The sequence below is a fragment of the Aquimarina litoralis genome, from assembly GCF_019295435.1.
In the GTDB taxonomy this organism is placed as follows: Bacteria; Bacteroidota; Bacteroidia; order Flavobacteriales; family Flavobacteriaceae; genus Aquimarina; species Aquimarina litoralis_A.
In genome coordinates, this window is sequence record NZ_WEKL01000011.1 from 80428 (window position 1) to 103041 (window position 22614).

Here is a 22614-nt window from a genome sequence, read left to right on the forward strand (position 1 = left end):
AATTGTTAGAATATTAGATAAGTACTAATTACAAGAAGTGTAATCAATCCTCCAGTAACTAAAGCATATTTCCAAGGGGTTGTATCTATGATTTCTGTAGTGATCGGTGTATATACATCTTTTTTAGGTTTCAGCATTCCAACAATCAACATAATAGCTACATTAATTACAAACAAAATTCCCATAATATGTAAGAAATGCGGATAAGCTTCAGCTTTTATAATTGCTAATTGATCCGGATCTGTGATTCCATTAGTAGTAGCTTCTAACAAAGCGTTATTTGTAAAATAAGGTCCCAAAATCAGTAAACTTATTAAATACATCATTACTCCAGCAATCAATACTATTTTAGCTCCAATTGCGGGTACTTTTTTGGTTAGAATACCAATAATAACTACTGCTAAAATAGGAACACTTAAACTTCCTAAAGCCTGTTGGATATATGAAAATAAACCGGCTGGCGCATTTGCAATAAAGGGAGCAATCGTCATAGAGATCATAGCTACTATAAAACCGAATAATTTACCTGCTTTCACGGTTTGGAGCTCACTAGCATTACGGTTAAAAAACTTTTTATATAAGTCAAATCCAAATAGCGTAGCACTACTATTCAATAGGCTATTAAAAGAACTTAGTACTGCTCCAAAAAGCACTGCCGCAAAAAAACCAAGTAATGTTGGAGGAAGCACTTTGCGAACAAGTTCTGGATATGCTTGATCTGCAGAACTAAGTTCTCCATTAAATACATTCCAAGCTATAATTCCTGGAAGTACTACGATAACGGGAATAAGAAATTTTACAAAAGCAGCAAGCATCATTCCTTTTTGCCCTTCTTTTAAACTCTTAGCTCCAAAAACACGTTGTAATATTGATTGATTTGTACCCCAATAATACATTTGCGCAATCATCATTCCTGTAAAAATAGTTCCAACTGGAATCGATGAAGTAACACCTCCTGTTACGTTAAATTTATCTTGATTTTCAGTCCAAAGAGTATTAATACCATTCATCATGTTTCCGTCACCAATTAACTTTAATCCAAAATAAGGGATTAACAAACCACCAATCAGTAGTCCAATCGCATTGATAAGATCTGATACGGCTACAGCTTTTAAGCCACCAAAAATGGCATAAATAATTCCGATTAATCCAATACTCCACACACATAACCAAATAGAAGCTGATTGGGACCATCCTAATAAAGATGGTAAATCAAACATAGTGCTAAAAGCTAATGATCCAGAATAGAGTATGGTAGGTAATAATACTATACTGAAAGCAATTAGGAATAAAACGGATAATATAGCTTTGGTGTTTTCATCAAAACGTTTTTCTATAAACTCTGGAATTGTAGTAATACCTCCTTTCATGTACTTTGGCAGTAACCATATAGCAGTAAGAACCATTGCAATTGCAGCAAGTGTTTCCCAAGCCATAACAAGAATACCTTCGGAAAAAGCTTGTCCATTCAAGCCTACAATTTGTTCTGCAGATAGATTCGTAAGTAATAAGGAGCCAGCAATCGTAATTGCACCAAGGCTTCTTCCTCCTAGATAGTATCCATCAGCGGATTTTTCATCCGTACTTCTGGTTTTCCACCAAGCGTATACCGCTACTAATAATGTAAATCCTATAAATGAAAGTATTCCCATATGTTTTAGTTTAAAAAGAGTTTAAAAAGCAAAGTATTCTTTATCTAAATTTATACAATTTCATGTTCGTAATAAGTAGATGCATCCATTAGTAGTAAATCCAAATATTGATTTTCTCTTTCAAGTCGTTTTTCGTCCCATCCCAAATATTTTATCAAATCTTCCTGGACTATAGATCTATAGTGTCTTACACTATCTATATCGAAATATAGTCTTCCAGTTCTACGTACAAAAAAGTCAGCTAAGCCATTGACCATTTCATGATGCACTCCATACCATACCTCTGATCGAATTAATTTTTCTTCAATAGAATCGTTTAAGAAATAATTGATCTTATCGATAATAATTGTAGCCTGTTTACCATATGTAGTAGCTAGATACCAACCATAATATTCATCTTTAAGACTTTTATCTTTCAACTGTTGATTAATTTCCTCAAGATACTGATTAACTTCAGTGGTATCTTCTAATGGATCACTAGTCAGTTGAATATTTTGTGTAAATGATTTCGAGAATTGTTCTCTTCTTTTAGTGCTCATTGTTTTTAAAACAGCATCAATTACACGTTGCGCCATTTTCCGATATCCGGTAAGTTTTCCTCCCGCTATAGATATCAATCCTGTTTTAGAAATAAAGATCTCATCTTTTCTGGACAGTTCAGAAGGATCCTTTCCATCTTCATGAATTAATGGTCGTAATCCAGCCCAATTGGATTCTATATCTTCAATTGTTAAAGCTAATGTTGGAAACATATTATTTACAGCATCTAACAAATAAAGCGCATCTTCGTTGGTGGCTACAACTCGATTTAGATTAGCACTATAGTTTGTATCCGTCGTTCCTACATAAGTTGCTCTTCCTCTTGGGATAGCAAAAATCATTCTTCCATCTGGGACATCAAAATATATAGATTGGGTAAGTGGAAATTTCTCTCTAGAAAAGACAATATGAACACCTTTTGTAAGGTGAAGGTGTTTATTGTTCATCGAATCATCCTTTTCTCTTAATAGATCAACCCAAGGACCAGCAGCAGAGACATAATTTCTTGATTTTATGGTGAAATTCTTTCCAGAATTATGATCTAAACATTTTAAACTTTTAATTTTCCCCTCCTCATCATAGTTAAAAGTTGTCATTTCACAATAATTGATAATATTAGCTCCGTATGTTGCTGCTTTTTTAAGGAGTTCGATAGTGAGTCTTGCATCATCGGTTCTGTATTCTGCATAATAACCTCCTCCAGTAAGTCCTTCTTTATTTAGTAAAGGTTCTTTTGCAATCGTTTCTTCGATGCTTAACATTTTTCGTTTATCATCTCCTTCCACATTCGCCAAAAAATCATATACTTTTAAACCAATTGCAGTCATCATTTTACCATAGGTTCCTCCTTCTATTAAAGGGAGTAACATTTTTTCTGGTACTACCAGATGTGGTGCGAGTTTATGAACTGTAGCACGTTCACTTCCAGATTCTTTGACCAGAGCTATTTCCATTTGCTTTAGGTATCGTAATCCTCCATGAATCAGTTTTGTGGATTTATTACTAGTGCCTGATGCAAAGTCATTTTTTTCTACTAAACATACTTTCAATCCTCTTGATGCTGCGTCCAAAGCAATTCCAGCTCCAGTTACTCCACCGCCAATTATGATTAAATCATATTTAACAGTCTGAGCCTGTAGTAATTGCCTATTTCTATCAAGAATAGAAAAACGAATTGCACCTTGTTCTTTAGCAGCGAGCATTTTAGCATTTGCAGATTTAGTTCGTTCCACAGCATCTTTCCAGCCCGTATATTTTCTGGTTCTTTCGTGTTGTGTAATCTGGGGTTTGAACGTAGTATCCACAATTCTAATTTTTGATATATCTTTTTTCGTCCAAACCCCAGCTTTTATTCCTGCCAGGAATGCAGCACCAAGTGCCGTTACTTCTAACATTTCCGGACGATCTACATCTACATTGAGAATGTCCGCTTGAAATTGCATTAAATAATTATTGGCAGATGCACCTCCATCTACCTTAAGCTCTTTCATTAATTTTCCACTGTCCTCTACCATAGCATCCAAGACATCTCGTGTTTGATATGCCAAAGCTTCTACAGTTGCCTTTATAATCTCGTTTTTGCCTGAGTCAAGTGTTAGGCCATAAATTGCACCTTTAGCATTCATATCCCAGTGAGGTGCTCCTAAACCTGCAAATGCAGGAACGACGTATAAATCCTTTGAGGAAGGGGTGGACTTGCAAATCTCTTCAGTTTCGGATGCTTTTGTGATTACTTGCAATTTATCACGCAACCATTGTACAGAAGCACCTCCTACAAATACACTGCCTTCTAGTGCATATTTTATATTATCACCAGGAAGACTACAACATAAAGTGGTTAGAAGACCATTTTTAGATTGATATGGTTTCTTTCCAGTATTCAGTAATAAAAAACAACCAGTTCCATAAGTATTTTTAGCAATTCCAGACTTATATCCACCTTGTCCAAAAAGAGAAGCTTGTTGATCTCCTGCAACACCATATATCGGAATGTTTTTATCTTGATAAGCAATATTCCCGAAATCTGATGATGAATGCAAAACTTCAGGAAGCATTGTATGAGGAATATTTAATTTAGATAACATGGTTGTATCCCACTCTAAATTTAGAATATTGTATAACATCGTTCTGGATGCATTAGAGTGATCAGTAACGTGTCTTCTACCATTTGTGAACTTCCAAATAAGCCAGGTATCAATAGTGCCAAATAATAAATCTCCTTTCTCCGCTTTATCTCTAGCACCTTCAACATTATCCAATATCCATTTTAATTTTGTTCCAGAGAAATAGGAATCAATTACTAAACCAGTATTTTTGGAAACATATTCTTCTAGACCTAATTCCTTAAGATTTTTACAAATATTGGAAGTTCTTTTGTCCAACCATACAATGGCTCGATGAATTGGATCTCCTGTATTTTTATCCCAGACAACGGTAGTTTCCCTCTGATTTGTAATACCGATTCCGGCAATTTGATCAATGGCTATTTTAGATTCGGATAAGACTTCTTCAAATACCTCCTTTTGATGCGTGAAAATTTCTAGTGGATCATGTTCAACCCATCCAGATTGCGGGTAATATTGAGTTAATTCTTTTTGAGAGATCCCACAAATAGCTCCGTTAGTGTCAAAAATGATTGCTCTCGTACTTGTGGTTCCTTGATCAAAAGCTATGATATATTTTTTATCCATTGGACAACAGTTATCTTATTTTTGTGTGAATTTTTATATTAGTGATTAATAGATAAAAATCTTAAAAACTGATAATTCTATAGAATATTAATCGGTTGATTATAAATATCTGAATTATTATGCCAATTGAAAAGATAATCATCAATTAAAAAAAATGTAATCGTTTGTATTATTTTTTATGGAGCATTTTGCTCGCTTTTGTGTTTTTTTTGAATAGTAATATCTACAGTTTTGGATTTTTTTCTAATCTAATTAGTCCACAAACGGGAACTTTTATTTGTATCGCTCCGATTAAGATCATTAGAGTGCTTTCACTAATTTTTTTACCCATACAGTCATAAACCGTACAAAGGTATGCACCATAATTTTCTTCGCTACTCAAAACTATCTTTGTGGCTAACTGACCATTGATAATATCAATTTTATCTGTTTTTTCTGAAAAATCGACGACATAGTTGTTATAAAGTCCAATAATAGTATGTGTGTCGGAAGATGATTTAAGGATAGGGTAATTAGCTAAAGGCTGTTGAGGAGTAAATTTTCCTTTGAGAAAGATTTCTGAATGATTTCTCCAATAATGGGTGTAAAAATTTATCATAGAGAGTTCTTCTGATGATGCTTCCTGAAGTAAAATGGAAAGCTGAGGAACTCCGAATAAAGTATTTACTATTTGTAGAGCTTTGATCTCTAAAGGTTCTTTTTTATGATAGGTAAACATATCACTATGAACAGCTGTATCTCCGCATAGCATTTTGATGTCAGTAATTCTCACTCTATTCATTACTGAATCACCAGGACAATCAAAAGCTCTGAACATATTCCCATATTTACGCATGGCTGGACCTGTGTATTTTTGACGGAATTCAACGACAACTTCCGGATTGATAGCATGCAAAGAACCTATTATGTCTGTCATCAACCGATCTACGGCTAGATTTACAGAAGAGTAATCTCGCCCATCTTCTTTAGTAAGTTTAGTACTAGGATATACCTTAAATTCGTCTATAAAATCAAGTTTAAAACCGTCAATTTTCCATTCAATGAGAGCATTTACATATAAGCTAATTAGATAAGCTCTTACTTCGGGATATCTAGGGTCGAAAACTGGCGCCCAACGATGTTCTTCGGTCAAAAATTTACCTTTGAATTTTTGATAGGCTTTTGATTTCTTACCACAAAATGGAACTGAATACCACAATGCTAGTTTCATACCTGTTTCATGGATATCTTCTATAAAGTTTTTCATTTCCGGAATTCGCTCTGGATACCAGTCTCCGGTATAATCATATCCTCTGTTTTCATCTTTGGTTTGCCAACCATCATCCAAAATGATCAATTCGTATCCTAGAGTAGCAGCTATTTTACATTCTTCAATAAGATAATCTGTATCTAGTTTTTGGTGAAATTGATACCAAGTAGAATAAACAGGAGTTTTAGCAAGCTCTGGAACTTTTGCTGGTGTTAGATTTTCGAAACTTTCCCACCACTTTCCGACATCCTTTAAAGATTCTGAAAAATGCTGATGTCTTTGGTCGATTCGTAATTGTGCGTTATAATCGGTAATGGAGTGATGTCTTTCTGTAAAAAATGAAATATGACAGTAGATACAATTGTCTTCCTCTCGATATAAAGCGTTTAACTTTTTTGTATTTATAGCGTCAGAGCAAGCAAATGTGATCGTGTTAGTATCATCATGCCCAAATAATGAAATAACTGGTGAATCGACAGAAATTCGCGATTCCATGTGGTCCAATTCCCAGTCGTCCATAATTCTTTTTGCAAAATCTGTTGTAGGTTTCCATACTCCTTTTGCATTTACAGCAGGAATTTTCCATTTGAAAGTTACTTCCTGAGGTTGAAACGGAGTTTCGGAAGAAAAGTTGATATTGTAGATAGAAACATTATTTCGTTCTTCAAGTAAACTAATAGTAACCTCAAAATCTTTGGATTTTTGTAGTATTTCTATAGTATGAGTAATTACTTCTTTCATGTGTCTTCTTTCGTTGATGTCTTCACTATTGCTAATTTGCTGTCAAAAACTTTACTTTATGATTTTTCAGACGATGTACTATTACACTATCATTATTCTGAGTAGCAATAATTAAATTTTCTTTGTTTTTATTTTGAATAGAAACAATATGATTTGATTGTTTAGGGATGACAAATCCGCTTTTCGCGTTTTCTATTGGAATAAGTCCATCTTTGGTGCCTTTTAAGTAAATGCCTATCATAGCATCATGTCTTCCATAATTAGCTTCTGCTGAATAATTATTTCCAACGATTAAGGCATCTTTATAACCATCTTGGTTAAAATCTTCTACCAGAAAATCATTAATAGGTGATTGCTGACATACTTCAGGTAAGTAAGACACTCTAAATGTGTTGTTTCCTTTGTTTTCAGCATAGATAGAATGAAACAATCTTGCGCTAAATGTTTCATCTTCTAAAGTGTCAATATTTAATAGTTCTTGAAAACTAGTCTTAGCAAAATCATGATATGTAGGGTATTGTTTTTTTAAAGACACCAGTTGTTTCATAATGTCATCTCGAGTGTGAACAGGTTTTAAAGTAGCACCATTGGTGGTTTTGAAGTACTGTCCTAATAATGGATCTATGCTTCCATTTTGATCAAAATCTTTTTTATAGATGTATAGAGGTTGATCAAATGTGGGTTGTATATAACCGTTTATTCCTTGATTCCCAGCTAGTATATCTAGATCTCCATCATTATCAAAATCCTCAAGAACAACCGAATTCCACCAACCCGATATTTCTATAGTTTCTCCATGAGAGTCTTCCCATTGAATTGGAATTTCTTCCGCACCATTTTTGCTTATATGATAAATTTGAATTGGCATCCATTGTCCGGCTACAATTAATTCTTTACTATTATTATTGTTGATGTCTGCCCAAAATGCATCGGTAACAATTCCAGTATTGGAGAAAGTGATGCTCTTATTTACTGCTAAGTTGCCATTTTCATTTGTTACTAGATAACTAGGGGTCGATAATGGATATTTTCCTGGTTGTACACCTCCTCCTATAAAGATATGTTGTGATCCATTATCTAAATTGTTAGCAGCAATGCAGCTTGTATTTGTTTTAATCTTAGAAAGTAGTGGATATTGTTTTTCTGAAAATGATCCATTGCCATTATTAAGGTATATTCTGTCTTTAAGCAGGTTTATGTCATTTCCAACATCGGTACCGCCACTTCCTATGTATAAATCTTTATCTCCATCGTGATCAATATCTAAAAATAATACTGCTGTATCTTCATAAATATGATCAAACTTTTGAACCGGTTGATATATTCCTTTCTGATCTTCTATAAAAAGTAAACCAGATGTTCCTTTACTTCCTCCAATAAAGATTTCATCACCTTCTTGTGAATCAATATTTGCTGATGCTAAGCAAGGTCCGAATGCATTGAATTGATGGCTTAATAACGGTTGCTGCAAATAATCATTTATATAGTTTTCTTTGTGAGTGTACGTTAAAGTGTTATCATCTTTTTGAAACAATAAAGAATTTTCATTCTCTGGTTTGTGATATGTGTTTTTTTGATAATGAATGGTTACAATTTGATTCGGGAGGATGTCTCTTATGGTTTGTAAGCTTCTATCTGGCCAAATAACTTGAATCGAATCTATTTTTTCTGAAGAAATTCCAAAGTGAATTATAGGTTCTWCAGAAGATAAGTACCCTTTGACTACTGACTGATACTGTGTTTGTTGTTGTGCTTTTTGCCAAAGTATAACCTTTGATCCTATACCATTTTTGTTTTTAGAAGTTCCTTTAAGCTGTATCCTAAGAAAATTTTGATTTTTATCCGAAGAATTATTTTCTAAAATAGAGGCATTGCTATTGATATTGTTTACGATAAGATCTAAGTCTCCATCCTTATCTAAATCAGCATAAGCACAACCATTAGAGTATGTATTTATGCTTTCAGTCCATTTTGAAGAAACATCTGTAAATGATGTATTTCCTTTATTTTGATAAAATACATTTGGGAKGTGAATTCCAGGTAATTGATTTACTAATTTTTTAAGCTTTTCTTTTCGAGCTTTAGGAGTTCCAAAAATATTATTGTTGTCTGAATAGTTTATGAAATCTAAATCAGTGATGTCTTTTACATACCCGTTGGTAATATAGATGTCTTTATTTCCATCATTATTATAATCCGCAACTAATGGTGCCCAACTCCAATCAGTACTTGCTATTCCCGAAGCAAAACCAATTTCTGATGTAGGTAATATTTTATTATTAATAATTCCGTTGTGAATTTGCAGTGTGTTATGTACGTATTGTGATGAGTACCCATTTCTTTGTGCTAATAAATATTTATCATAGTTATTAGCGGCTAACATTTTTTTCTGTCTTTCGTAATCATTAGGTAACATATCAACCACTAGAATATCGGGTAAAATGTCATTATTGATATCTGCAACATCAACTCCCATTGCATTATATGTTTGTTTCGATAAAACTTTTTGGCTTATTTCATCAAACCCGAGATGTATTCCTTTTTCATCCAAACCTTTGTTTAAGTAGAGTAGGTCGTTAGTTATAAAATCATTACTTACATAAATATCCGGAAGATTGTCGTTGTTAAAATCGTTGATGGCGACACCAAGACCAAATCCTTTATGAGTAATTCCTAAACTATCAGAAATATTAGTGAAGTAAATTTGATTTGTGTTAGGATCTAATTTGTTTTCTAATAGATAATCGGATAAATGTTCAGGGAGATACTTTTTTGGAACGGGTGTGTTTCTATCTCTTTTTGTGTTTCCATTGTGTACGATATAAGCATCTAGATCACCATCCAGATCATAATCAAAAAAGATAGTTTGTTGACTATAATTACCGTCGTCTAATCCATACATTGAAGCTTTCTCCTCAAAAAATGGAATTCCTTTTTTATTTAAACCTTTATTAATAAATAAAAGATTATTGCAATCGTTAGTACAATTAGCTCCTCCAACATTTAAATAGATATCATCCCATCCGTCAGAATTAATGTCTACTATAGTAACACCAGTTACCCACGAAGTGGTGTTGAAATTAGATACATCTGAAATATCTTGAAACTTCATCTCTCCAAGGTTTATGTACACCTTACTAGATACTTGATTCCCTGTAAAAACAATGTCAGATAATCCATCATTATTGAAATCACCTATGCCAATACCACCACCATTGTAACAATATTGAAAATCGATTGCGTTTATCTGGTCATCTTCAGTTATCGTATTTTGAAATTGTATAGCTGTTTTCGATGCTGGAACTAATGCAAATAAATAATCTTTAGTTGTATTGTTTTTACAACCAACTAATAAAACAATCGAATAGATATATAGAAGAATTTTTTTCAAGGACAATTACCTAACTTTTTAAAAACCAAGCAAACGTAAGGGGTGAGGTTTGCTTGGTTAACTAAAACAATAAAAGATTACAATCAAACAATTAATTTTACGTATAGATGTCTAGTATCCATCGTTTTGGTCTAAATTAGGATTAGCTTGTATTTCGGATAATGGAATCCATAACAATTCATCCTGTCCAGTTGTAAACACCGCTGCAGGTCCAGCTAATGATTTAGGATGACGACCATCTGCAACTGTGGAACCAGGACCTAAAATATCATCTGCTAATTCCCAACGAACTAAGTCAAAAAAACGATGACCTTCTCCTGTTAATTCCATGATGCGTTCATCAATGATGGCCTGTTCTACTTCTTCTTTGGATAGTGTATTAGGGAGCAATGTAATTTGTGCACGTTCTCTAACTTGATTGATAAAAGGTATGGCTGCTGGAGTAGCTCCATCTTCATTAAGAGCTTCGGCTAACATTAATAATACATCGGCATATCGTATGATTCTCCAATTAGTTCCTAATGTGTGTCCAAATCCAGGAATTTCCGCACTGGATAAACCTTCATCCATACCAGCATATTTTCTGGAAAACAATGCAGGTACACCAAGGTTTTGTGCTACCGCAATACTTGGTGCAAAATCATCTGTAAACGGTGCACCGCCATATCCAGTAGCTCCTGGATAATCAAAAGCAATAGTTCTATTTCTTCTGATAATATCACCATTATCCTCGAAAACCTGAAGAATATGAGGATTGATAACATGACCCTGGTCTAAACTTACGTGTGGAGGAGAATAATCAATATGCCAATTAGACTGAGATCCAGTAAGTGGAGCATCTGCTCCCCAGACAAAATTGTCTTGCGCCACATACTGAAGCTCATATACTGATTCTGAATTATTTTCTAGTGTTGGATTTGATGAGAAATTATCCCCATAATTTGCGGATGGTAGTAAGGAGTATCCTAAGGTGGTTACTTCGGTAAAATCTGTAATTGCATTGGTCCAATTCTCCATATAAAGATATGTTTTACCACGCAAAGCCAATGCTGCTCCTCTGGTTGGTCTACCTACGTCAGTATCTCCCCAAGATTGTGGAAGTCTATTTATAGCTTCTGTAAGATCTGCGATAATTGCTTCATTAAACATTGCTGGTGTAGCATTAGGAGGAAAAAATTCTTCTGGATTTTGTGGATCTGGTGTTTTCATTACAAGCGGTGCTGTTCCAAAAAGGTTTAATAAATACCAATTACAAAATGCACGTTGAAAATGAGCTTGCCCTAAAATTTCATTTTGAACATCTCCTGAAAGCACATTATTTGCAGCATCCTCTTCAATGATTTTATTAGCTCTAGATATGGATTGATATAATTGTGGATACAGATCTACTGCCCATCTAGAGATTCCTGGTTGTCCTTCTAAAGTAGACATGGTGGTATTTTGTTGAAACGGAATCACATTATATGCATCTGATCGAAGCATTGCACCTGTATGTATTACTCGCCCCCAAAATAAAACCGCAGTAATAGGATGGTACATTCCATTTACAGCTAACCTAAAGTCATTTTCCGTTTGAAAAAACTCTGGTTCGGCTACATTATTCGGGTTCGAAATATTAAGATCTTCTTCGTCACAACTGTAATAGAGCACTACAAAAAGTGACAACATTAGTATGGGGAGTATTTTTTTAACTGTTTTCATATCACAAATTCTTTTTTTATTTTAAAATGACATTTGTAACCCAAATGTAAAAGTACGTGGTCTTGGTTGTGCCCTAACATCTAATCCTCTATCGAAAACGGAGTCAGCGCTTGTTAAAGGAGTAAAACCAAAGAATCCTCTATTAGTTCCTAATCCGCTATTATTAGACCCTATTTCAGGATCATATCCAGAGTAATTGGTAATGGTAAATAGATTTTGGACATTAATAAACGCTCTAGCATTAGAAATCCATTCTCTTCCAATAAGATCAGTTAGAGTATATCCAATTTCTAATGTTTTAAGACGGAAAAAAGAACCATCTTCAACGAAGAAATCTGATGGAAGTTGATTTCCTGCCGTGTCTTGTGTGGTTACACGAGGAAGATTAGTATTTGGATTTTCTGGAGTATATGCTCCTCTAACGATCCCTAGTTTATTGTCATCAAGGAAGAAATATCCAAAGAATTTAGTAACGTTATAAATTTCATTCCCTTGAACACCATTGAAGAAAGCTCCTAGATCCCAGTTTTTATAATTTACAGAAAAGTTAATACCATATGCAAAATCTGGTGTTGGATCACCTAGAGAAGTTTGATCTTCATCATTTATAATACCATCATTATTAATATCTACTCTTCTAAAATCTCCTGGTTGAAGGAGAGCTCTTCGATCTGGATCGTTAGCTAAAAAAGGATCGTTGTCAATTTCTGCCTGATTGTTATAGATACCATCGGTTCTAAATCCGAAGAAAAATCCTAAAGGTTGTCCTACCTCAAAACGATTAGCTCGTAATCCTTCTTCATTATAAGATGGGCCTACAATAGGATTGGGAGAGTCGGTTAATTCATTTTGAATTGCAGAAACATTAAAACCAACATTAAAGGTAAGATCACCTCCAGTATCATAGTTGTAAGCGGCTTCAAATTCAAAACCTTTATTGTTGATGGAAGAAGCATTTTGAAAAACTGGGTTTACAGATCCATTAGAATCTGGAATGGCAACAGCCTGTATAACATCTTCATTATCTCTATTGAAGTAATCTAGACTTAATTTTAACGAATTATCTAATAATGACGTGTCTACACCAAAATTGATAGTTGTAGACGTTTCAAAACTTAAAGTTGGATCTACCAAACTGGTAATTGCAAATCCAGGTATTTGTCCGGAAGCACCACCAACGGTTATTGGGGAATTAGGCTCTACAACCGATTGATTTGAAAAAGGATCTACATTTTGAGATCCTAGCTCTCCATATCCAGCTCTAACTTTTAAATAATTAAAAAGTCCATCTTGATTAAAGAAATTTTCATCGCTAACTACCCATCCAGCTGAGAAAGAAGGGAATGTACCTGTATTAAAACCATCCGCGAATAAAGAAGTTTCATCTCTACGCACTATTGCGGTAAATAAGTACTTCTGCTTGTAGTTGTAGTTAACACGTCCAAAAACAGAGAATAACTTATTGTCAAAACGTCCACCACCTGAATTTATAATGTTATCAGTAAATTGAGCGATGTTTGTAATGTTATTACTAGGAAGTCCTTCTGCATAAATGGCTAAGGTATTCGTTGTGATATCCTGACGTGCGCCTCCAGCCAAAAGATCAAAGTTGTGATCTCCAAAACTTTTTTTGTAGTTCAGTGTCGGTTCAACATTAGTTGCATATCGTTCTCCTCGTACTTCCGTAAGATCATTAAGTGGATTGTCATTTACTTCACTATCTATATTACTCTGAAAAAAAGTGGGCTGAAACGTATTTCGGTAAAAACTTGTATACTCTGTTCCGAAGTTAAGCTTAGCGGTAAGCCCTTCAATTATTTCGTAAGAAATATTTATGTTACCTAAAAAATTACGTTCTACATTTTGATCATTGACCAATTGGGCGTTTGCGAATTTATTCGTTCCTCCAATACCAAATATAGGATCGCTAATTGCTTCGAAACCTCCATCATTTTCCGGAGCAAAAGGACGGATAATAGGAACGGTACCACCTTGGTTACCAAAAGCATTATTTCGAGTAAAACGGTTTTCTGAAAACCCGAAAGACTCTTCAATTTTTAGCTTTCCTAGCTTAAATTCACTGTTTAAACGAACATTTTTACGATTGAATTCTTCGCTTATGAGTAACCCTTCTTCGTCATAATAGTTAGCACTAAAAAAGTATTTTGAGTTCTCGCCTCCTCCTGAAACATTAAACCCAAAATCCTGAATGGTTCCTGTGTTGATTGTTAAATCCTGAAAATCCGTATTTATTCCTGGATCAGGAATATCTCCTGGAAGCCCATCATTGATTCTTCTTTGATTCAAAAAAGCAATATATTCAGGACCGTTTAGTAAATCTAATTTTTTGGACTGTGTATTAATTCCACTTCTTACATCAATATTTACAGTAGGAGTAGCATTTTGTTTTCCTCGATTAGTAGTAACAATGATAACTCCATTTGCGGCTCTAGAACCATAGATTGCTGCTGAGGTGGCATCCTTTAATACTTGAAGATTTACAATGTCTTTAGAATTCAAATAGTTGATATTGTCCGTAATAGTACCATCCACAACATATAAAGGGAAAGAATTCGTCAGAGAACTTACCCCACGCACAAAAACGTTAGCTGGGCTACCGGGAGCACCACCTGCGGTTTCTACTTGTACACCTGCAAGTTTCCCTTGCAAAGCAGAGGTTGGATTGGCTGTAACCACTTGATTAATATCTTCGGATTTGATCTGAGAGATGGCGCCTGTGACGTCTCTTTTGGATTGTGATCCATAACCCACGATCACTACTTCGTCTAATGCTGCAGCATCTTCTTGTAGTAAAGCATCCACCGTTATCTGACCGTTTACAGGAATTTCTTGAGCTATAAAACCTACGTAACTGAATATCAATATCGCATCATCTGCTACGTTATCTAAAGTGTATTTCCCATCAAAATCTGTTGTGGTTCCGTTAGTAGTTCCTTTCACCAAAATATTAGCTCCAGGTAAAGGACCATTAGGTTCTCGTACTGTTCCAGAAACAGTTTGCTGCGCATGGATTAGGGTAGTGCTTAATCCAATAAGCAACAGTAGAATACGATTGCATATTTTTTGCCTCATATGATTTGTGTGTTTGTTAATTATTTTCTTTCCTCCTAGAAAGAGATAAGCAAAGAATATATTATGCTATGATACTCTATGCTACTATACAAAATTAGAATAATTATTCTTATATCAAAAATTTGTAATGTAATTTTTTGAATTATATGTAATTAATTGTTTAAATAATTAAGAATATATGATATTGTTGATTTGTCTTTTGTTAAATTGATAACAACTGTAATCAATAGCTTTTATGGTATAATACGCAGATGTTGCCAATACAAATAATGGTAAAAAGATAGTTTCTTACAAAGAGTTTCTTTGTCTTAGATAGGTTGTAATTATTTCTTGAATTGGATTCCCTTCTTTAACAAAAAGAGCAGCTTTTTTAGCCATTTGTGTAAAGTCTGTTGAAATAGTTGTGATTCCTCCAAAAGCAATTTCCTTCACAATATTATCATCATGCGCTAGGATACCAATATCAGATCCAATTCTATATTCCATTTTTCGGGCATCCTTTAAGACTTTCCAGAGTTGAGTATCACTAATAGAAAAGTAAGCAGTACTTTTTTTGAGTGTATTTGGTTCATAACTATCCAGTACAATTCCATTGATTTGATAATCTGCTATGTACTTGTTAAAAGCTGATAAAATCTCTGGTGGGAAATCCGAATTTTTCTTAAAGAACAATATAAATCTATTGTATTTTTTTATTTGAGGAGTGAGTTCCACCAGTTTTTGATATGTAATTTCTTCGAATTCTTGAGAAACATAGGAATAGTCTTTGGGCATTTTTAAATAACGATCCACAATTAGTAATCGATCCGAAGGAATTTGTTTTAACATCTTTGGGATTTCTTGTTCCTGGATTGGAGCAATAACATACATTCCATATTTACGAGATATATTATCCAAGATCGTTTTGAATAAACTTAGATTGTTATGATGAAAGAAAACATCAATATGATATTTTGTACCTAGTTCTTTTCGAAATGTATTATAAAAATCTTCTTGAAAACTGTGGAAAGCAAATAGAATCAACGCAACTTTTAAAGTTACATTAGTTTCTTCACTAATAATGTAATATCCTTTTAGATTTTTTGATTCTACGAGCCCACGTTCTTTCAATTCTGTATAGGCCTTAACAAATGTCTTTCTTGCATATCCAACTTCGGCTACCATTTCATTAATGGAAGGAAGTTTGTCTCCTACCTTTAAAATACCGGAATCAATTGCATCAATAATTCCGTTTACGATCTGCTCATGTTTTGATAAGCTATTGATGTCCTGTAGATCGTATATTTTTTGAAGTAAAGGTGACATAGTTAGGAAATCATCTGATACCTATAAAGTTAAAATTAATTCGTAGAATTCAAAATCTTGTTTGCAAACATGGTTTTAAGAAAGCATCTTTTGAATACATAAACATAATCTAAAACCAAAAGATAATATGTGTTTTTTCTAAAAGCTGTGCAGGTCTTTCTTACAAGATTTTAGCTACTTCTTGGTTGACAAATTCAAGAAACCTTTCATCTTTTTCGGTAAATGGATCAGGAGTTTCAGAATCAATATCAATCTGGCCAATGTTTTCTCCGTCTTTAAATAGTGGAATTACGATTTCTGATTTCACAGTAAAACTACAAGCGATGTAATTATCCTGAGCTTGCACATCAGGAACCACAAAATTTTCATTAGAAACAGCTACCTGACCACAGATTCCTTTTCCAAAAGGTATAATTTCATGATCTGTTTCTTCACCAACATAAGTGCGAAGTTTTAATTCCTCCTTATCACCATTTCTGAAATAAAATCCAACCCAATCATAATAATCAATGTTATCGCTCAATAGTTGGCAAACTTCATGAAGTCTATCAGTTACATTTTTTTCAGAATTATTCAGTATATCAGTAACTGTTGGTTTTAATTTTTCAAATGGCATTCCTTACAATTTTTGTGGCTAAAATATTTAAAAAAAATAAGATTGACGGATTTTTAGGATGGTATTGTTTTGTTAAAAGTTTCTAAGCGAAATGTAAAAAAACAGGAATTCTTTAAATATTATGTATTTTTGTTTGAGAAGTGAAACAGATTTTTAAAAAAATATCATCTCTTTTATTAGCCTGTCTAGTGCTAATGTCTACTTTATCTTTTACTGTAGGAAAGCATTATTGCGGACGTTTTTTAGTGGATGTATCAGTATATGCTAAACCTAAAAAATGTGGAATGGATATGTTAAACCATTCTGAAAAACAGGTAGGCGAGATAATTCAAAAGTCATGTTGTAAAGATGAAATTATCGTTGTGGAAGGTCAGAATGAACTAAAAAATTCATTAGATCCTATCGAATATACAAATCAGTTATTTCTAGTTTCCTATTTATACTCGTTAAGCAGTCTTTTTTCTTTAGATGAGGAAAGGAAACTTATCCCTAAAGAGTATTCTCCACCGGAAAGAGTGCAAGATATACAAATCTTGTATGAGACTTTTTTGATTTGATTTAGACTATTATTAATACCGTCAGACATATTTCTTTTTGTCTGATGATTAAGTTTTTTGCTACTAAGCAAGAAACAACATTGATAATGGACTAAATAGTTTATCTATGCTTAACAAATGCATTAAGTTTTTTATACAAAACAAATTTATAGCGGTATTACTGTTACTAGTATTTATAGGGTTTGGGTTTGTTTACTCACCGTTTACGTCAGGTGTTGAGATTTTACCAAATAACCCGATTCCAGTTGACGCTATTCCTGATATTGGAGAGAATCAACAAATTGTTTTTACAGAATGGCAAGGAAGATCTCCTCAAGATATTGAGGATCAAATAACATATCCTTTAACAACTTCATTGCAAGGGATTTCTGGTGTGAAAACCATACGTAGTTCTTCTATGTTCGGGATTTCTTACATATACATCATATTTGAAGACGATATTGAATTTTATTGGAGTCGAAGTAGAATTTTAGAAAAATTAAATTCTCTTCCTAATGGACTATTACCCTTTGGAGTACAACCTTCTTTAGGACCTGACGCGACAGGTTTAGGGCAGATTTTTTGGTATACATTAGAAGGTAGAGATAAAGATGGAAACGTAACTGGCGGTTGGGATTTGCAAGAATTGAGGAGCATACAGGATTATTATGTCAAGTATGCGCTATCTTCATCTTCAGGAGTTGCTGAGGTAGCATCTATTGGTGGTCATGTGCAGGAATATCAGGTAGATGTAGATCCTGAATTATTGAAACAATATAAAGTCGGGTTACAAGACATTGTAAATGCGGTTAAAGAAAGTAATCGAGATATCGGAGCACAAACCTTAGAGATCAATCAAGCTGAATATTTTGTTCGTGGATTGGGATATATAAAATCAATATCCGATTTGGAAAATGCGGTCGTCCATTCTACAAATTATGTTCCGATTCGGGTTAAAGATGTTGCAAAAGTTTCGCTAGGACCCGCTTCAAGACGTGGGATTTTGGATAAAGAAGGTGCTGAAGTGGTAGGAGGTGTTGTTATAGCAAGGTATGGTGCCAATCCAATGGAAGTAATAAATAATGCAAAAGACAAGATAAAAGAATTAAGTGCTGGGCTTCCTTCAAAAACATTAAAAGATGGGAGAACATCTCAATTAACAATTGTACCGTTTTATGACCGTTCAATATTAATCAAAGAAACCTTAGGAACACTTCAGGAAGCGTTAATGCTAGAAGTATTAATTACTATACTAGTAGTTCTTATTATGCTGTTTAATATTCGCGCTTCTGTTTTAATTTCAACATTATTACCGGTTGCAGTTTTAATGGTGTTTATATTGATGAAAATATTCAATATAGATGCTAATATTGTTGCTTTGTCTGGAATTGCTATCGCCATAGGAACTATAGTTGATGTAGGAGTTATTCTTTCGGAAAATATTATTAAACATTTAGATGAAAATGAAAATAACTTACCAATCAATACAGTAGTTTATAATGCAACTTCAGAAGTTTCAGGAGCTATTCTAACTGCTATATTAACAACTGTTATAAGTTTTATACCTGTTTTCATGATGATAGGAGCAGAAGGAAAACTTTTTAGACCTTTAGCTTTTACAAAAACTATGGCACTGATTGCCTCCATCATTATTGCATTGTTTTTAATACCTCCTTTTGCGGCTTTTTTATTTAAAAAGCGTTCAATCAAAAAGATTGTGGACTACATAATACAGTTCGCTTTGATTATAATAGGTTTAGTTGGTGTTTTTGATAGTTTATACTTAGGGATAACCCTTATTGCTTTTGGTGTAATTCAAATTTTATATATAGGCAATAAAATCACTAAAAAGCAAAAAGGTATTAGCTATATTATTGTTTCCATTCTTTCAGTTATGTTCTTTTTAACAGAGTATTGGAAACCTTTGGGATTAAATAAAAATATTTTTTGGAATATAATTTTTGTAGGGTTGATATGTGGTGGATTGCTTGGAAGTTTTTTCCTGTTTCAAAAGTATTATGTTCGAATATTAAAATGGACTCTTCAAAATAAGCTGTTGTTTATGTCTCTACCAATAATCATTGTGATTTTCGGAGTCATGATTTTTAAATCTTTAGGAAGAGAGTTTATGCCTTCTCTTGATGAAGGTACTTTTCTGCTGATGCCAACATCATTACCACATGCTGGGGCAGAAGAAAACAAAAGAGTACTTCAACAATTAGATATGGCAGTGGCTAATATTCCTGAAATAGAAACGGTAGTTGGCAAAGCGGGAAGAGCAGCCTCTGCACTAGATCCAGCTCCTTTATCAATGTATGAAAATATTATCACATATAAGCCTGAATACATTTTAGATAATGAAGGTAAACCTCAGCGTTTTAAGGTAGACGATCAAGGGCTATTTGAGCTAAAAAATGGGAGTTTTGTATCTAGTCCAAATGCAATTAAAAAACAATTGATCATTGATGAGAATGGAGAATATTTTCGAAACTGGAGGCCGTATATTAAGTCTTCTGATGATATATGGCAAGAGATTGTAAAAGCAACTACATTACCTGGTGTTACATCAGCCCCCAAATTACAACCTATAGAAACTAGGTTGGTCATGCTACAAACAGGAATGAGAGCTACGATGGGTATAAAAGTAAAAGGACAAGATCAAAAATCAATTGAAGCGTTTGGATTACAATTAGAGAGTATGTTAAAACAAGTTGAAGGAGTTAAAAAAGAAACTGTTTTTTCAGAAAGGGTAGTGGGGAAACCCTATCTGTTAATTGATTTGGATAGGGATCGAATTGCACGATATGGAATTACTATAGAAAAAGTTCTTAGAGAATTAGAAGTGGCTTTAGGAGGCAAGAAAATCACTCAAACTGTTGAGGGTAGAGAACGGTATGATATCAGAGTTCGGTATCCTAGAGAATTGCGATCAAATCCTGATGATATTAAGAACATATATATTCCAATAGAGAACGGAAATCAGATTCCATTAAGTGAATTGGTAAGTATCAGATATGAACAAGGTCCGCAAACAATAAAAAGTGAAGATTCTTTTTTAGTGAGTTATGTTTTATTTGACAAAACAGATGAATACGCTGAGGTAGATGTTGTACGAAATGCGAAAGAACTACTTGATCAAAAAATAGAGAAAGGAGAACTAGAAAAACCAAAAGGAGTTAACTATCAGTTTGCTGGAACTTATGAAAACCAATTACGTTCAGAAAAATCACTTTCTATAATTGTTCCGTTGACTTTGCTTAGTATCTTTTTGATATTATATTTTCAATTTAAATCTATAGCCACTTCTCTAATGGTTTTTGTAGGTGTTATAGTATCGTTTGCTGGAGGTTTTTTAATGATTTGGTTATATGGTCAAGGTTGGTTTTTAGATATTAATTTGTTTGGTGAAAATTTAAGAGACTTATTGCAAGTACATAAAATTAATCTAAGTGTAGCGGTGTGGGTTGGTTTTATTGCTTTATTTGGAATTGCTACTGATGATGGAGTGATTATGGCAACCTATTTAAATCAAACTTTTAAGAAGAATAAACCAACTACAATTAGTGCAATACAGGAAGCCGTAATACAGGCAGGTGAAAAACGAATACGCCCTTGCTTAATGACCACTGCAACTACCATTTTAGCATTACTTCCCATACTTACATCAACAGGTAGAGGAAGTGATATTATGATACCTATGGCAATTCCAAGTTTTGGAGGTATGATTATAGCTTTAATTACGTTATTTGTGGTACCAATATTATATAGTTGGAAACAAGAGTTTTTATTAAAAAAAGATTATAGAAGTAAGAAAAATGTATAAAAAGAATAGAATAGATATAGGATGGAATTCCGATTTTAGTTTGAAGACTCTAATTTGGTGTACCTTTTCACTTTTTACTTTTCACTTAATAAGTGGACAAACCTTGCAAGAATATATAAAGGAAGCGAAGGAGAATAATCCTGAATTAAAAGCTTTTCAGAATGCGCTAGAAGTTACAGAAGAAAGAGTAAATGAAGTAGGAGGATTGCCAAATACAACTATTGGAACTGGGTATTTTGTTAACGAACCCGAAACCAGAACTGGAGCTCAAAAAGCTAGATTTAGCGCTCAGCAACAGATTCCTTGGTTTGGTACGAACAAAGCAAGAAAAGAAACAGCTACGATCGAGACTGAAGTTTCTAAGAACGAATTAGAGATCGCAATTAGAAAGGTTACACTACAAGTAGAACAAACCTATTATCATCTGTACGAGCTAAAAGCAAGGCAAAGAATATTAGACAAACAAGAAAAGCTACTAGACACCTATATAGAAATAGCTTTGAAAGAGGTTGAAAACAATAGAGCTTCTGCTGTGGATGTTCTGAAATTAAATATTGCCAAAAATAATCTTCAGAATGAAAAGGAAATTTTGAAGGGAGAAATACTTACTTCTGAAACAGCAATGAACCAATTGTTGCATAGAGACGGTTTCGATCCACTTGTGGTTCCTGATAATTTATTTATTCCAGAAGAAGAACCCACAATGATGTTAGATGATATTACATATCACCCAGAATTAATTACATACGATCACCTTAATGATTTGTTGGAGAAAAAGGAGAATGTCAATACCAAAGAAGCATTGCCTTCAATTGGTGTTGGTTTGGATTATGTGATCGTCGAAGAACGTCCAAACATCGACTTTTCTGATAATGGTAAAGATATCGTAATGCCTTCATTATCATTGTCAATACCTATTTTTTCTAAGAAACATTCATCTAGAGCTAAACAATATGAACTGCAAAAAGAAGAAGTATATCAAAAAAGAGAAGCTTCGCAAAATAGTTTGGAAAATATGATGGAAAAGGCAATTAATAATAGAATTACAGCTCGTATTAATTATGATACCCAACAAAAAAATATTGAACAAACAAAACAAGCCGAACAGATCGTGATGTCCGCATATCAAAATACGCAATTAGATTTTGAAGAAGTATTAGATATACAACAGATGTTGCTGCGTTTCGAAAACAAAAAAATTGAAGCAATTGCTCAATATTTTAAACAAACCGCAATTTTAAATTACCTGAGATAATTAAGAAGTATAATTAATAAAA

At 33.6% G+C, this 22614-nt stretch carries 11 protein-coding genes; 3 read left to right on the forward strand and 8 right to left on the reverse strand.

Annotation, left to right across the window (positions count from 1 at the left end):
* Positions 1–5 precede the first annotated feature (5 nt).
* The 8 genes from GBO31_RS08250 to GBO31_RS08285 all read right to left on the reverse strand — a co-directional run bounded on the left by GBO31_RS08250 (position 6) and on the right by GBO31_RS08285 (position 16978).
* Positions 6–1652, reverse strand: a complete 1647-nt coding sequence (locus tag GBO31_RS08250; RefSeq protein ID WP_219007854.1) for a solute:sodium symporter family transporter — start codon at positions 1650–1652, stop codon at positions 6–8.
* A 50-nt stretch (positions 1653–1702) separates the two neighbouring features.
* Complete coding sequence (gene glpK / locus GBO31_RS08255) at positions 1703–4882, reverse strand: glycerol kinase GlpK (RefSeq protein WP_219007855.1); 3180 nt, start codon at positions 4880–4882, stop codon at positions 1703–1705.
* 223 nt (positions 4883–5105) lie between these two features.
* The gene (locus GBO31_RS08260; protein WP_219007856.1) at positions 5106–6872 is read right to left on the reverse strand and encodes a glycoside hydrolase family 36 protein; all 1767 of its coding nucleotides are present in this window, start codon (positions 6870–6872) and stop codon (positions 5106–5108) included.
* Positions 6873–6903: 31 nt separating this feature from the next.
* Positions 6904–10269: a VCBS repeat-containing protein gene (locus tag GBO31_RS08265; RefSeq protein ID WP_246615807.1), complete on the reverse strand. Its 3366-nt coding sequence runs from the start codon at positions 10267–10269 to the stop codon at positions 6904–6906.
* Between the two features lie 105 nt (positions 10270–10374).
* Positions 10375–11964, reverse strand: a complete 1590-nt coding sequence (locus GBO31_RS08270) for a RagB/SusD family nutrient uptake outer membrane protein (RefSeq protein ID WP_219007857.1) — start codon at positions 11962–11964, stop codon at positions 10375–10377.
* Positions 11965–11985: 21 nt separating this feature from the next.
* Positions 11986–15057 (reverse strand): SusC/RagA family TonB-linked outer membrane protein, encoded by a 3072-nt coding sequence (locus GBO31_RS08275; RefSeq protein WP_219007858.1) that lies wholly within the window; start codon positions 15055–15057, stop codon positions 11986–11988.
* Between the two features lie 288 nt (positions 15058–15345).
* A complete protein-coding gene (locus tag GBO31_RS08280) occupies positions 15346–16362 on the reverse strand; it encodes a GntR family transcriptional regulator (protein WP_219007859.1) in 1017 nt (338 codons plus the stop codon).
* A 160-nt stretch (positions 16363–16522) separates the two neighbouring features.
* Positions 16523–16978, reverse strand: coding sequence for a GAF domain-containing protein (locus tag GBO31_RS08285; protein WP_219007860.1), 456 nt, complete (start codon positions 16976–16978; stop codon positions 16523–16525).
* Between the two features lie 140 nt (positions 16979–17118).
* Between GBO31_RS08285 and GBO31_RS08290 the strand changes: the two genes are divergently transcribed.
* The 3 genes from GBO31_RS08290 (at position 17119) to GBO31_RS08300 (ending at position 22592) form a co-directional block, all read left to right on the forward strand.
* Positions 17119–17535, forward strand: a complete 417-nt coding sequence (locus GBO31_RS08290) for an HYC_CC_PP family protein (protein WP_429725717.1) — start codon at positions 17119–17121, stop codon at positions 17533–17535.
* Positions 17536–17641: 106 nt separating this feature from the next.
* Positions 17642–21337 (forward strand): efflux RND transporter permease subunit, encoded by a 3696-nt coding sequence (locus GBO31_RS08295; protein WP_219007862.1) that lies wholly within the window; start codon positions 17642–17644, stop codon positions 21335–21337.
* Complete coding sequence (locus GBO31_RS08300) at positions 21330–22592, forward strand: TolC family protein (RefSeq protein ID WP_219007863.1); 1263 nt, start codon at positions 21330–21332, stop codon at positions 22590–22592. The genes GBO31_RS08295 and GBO31_RS08300 overlap by 8 nt, the downstream gene beginning before the upstream one ends.
* Positions 22593–22614 lie beyond the last annotated feature (22 nt).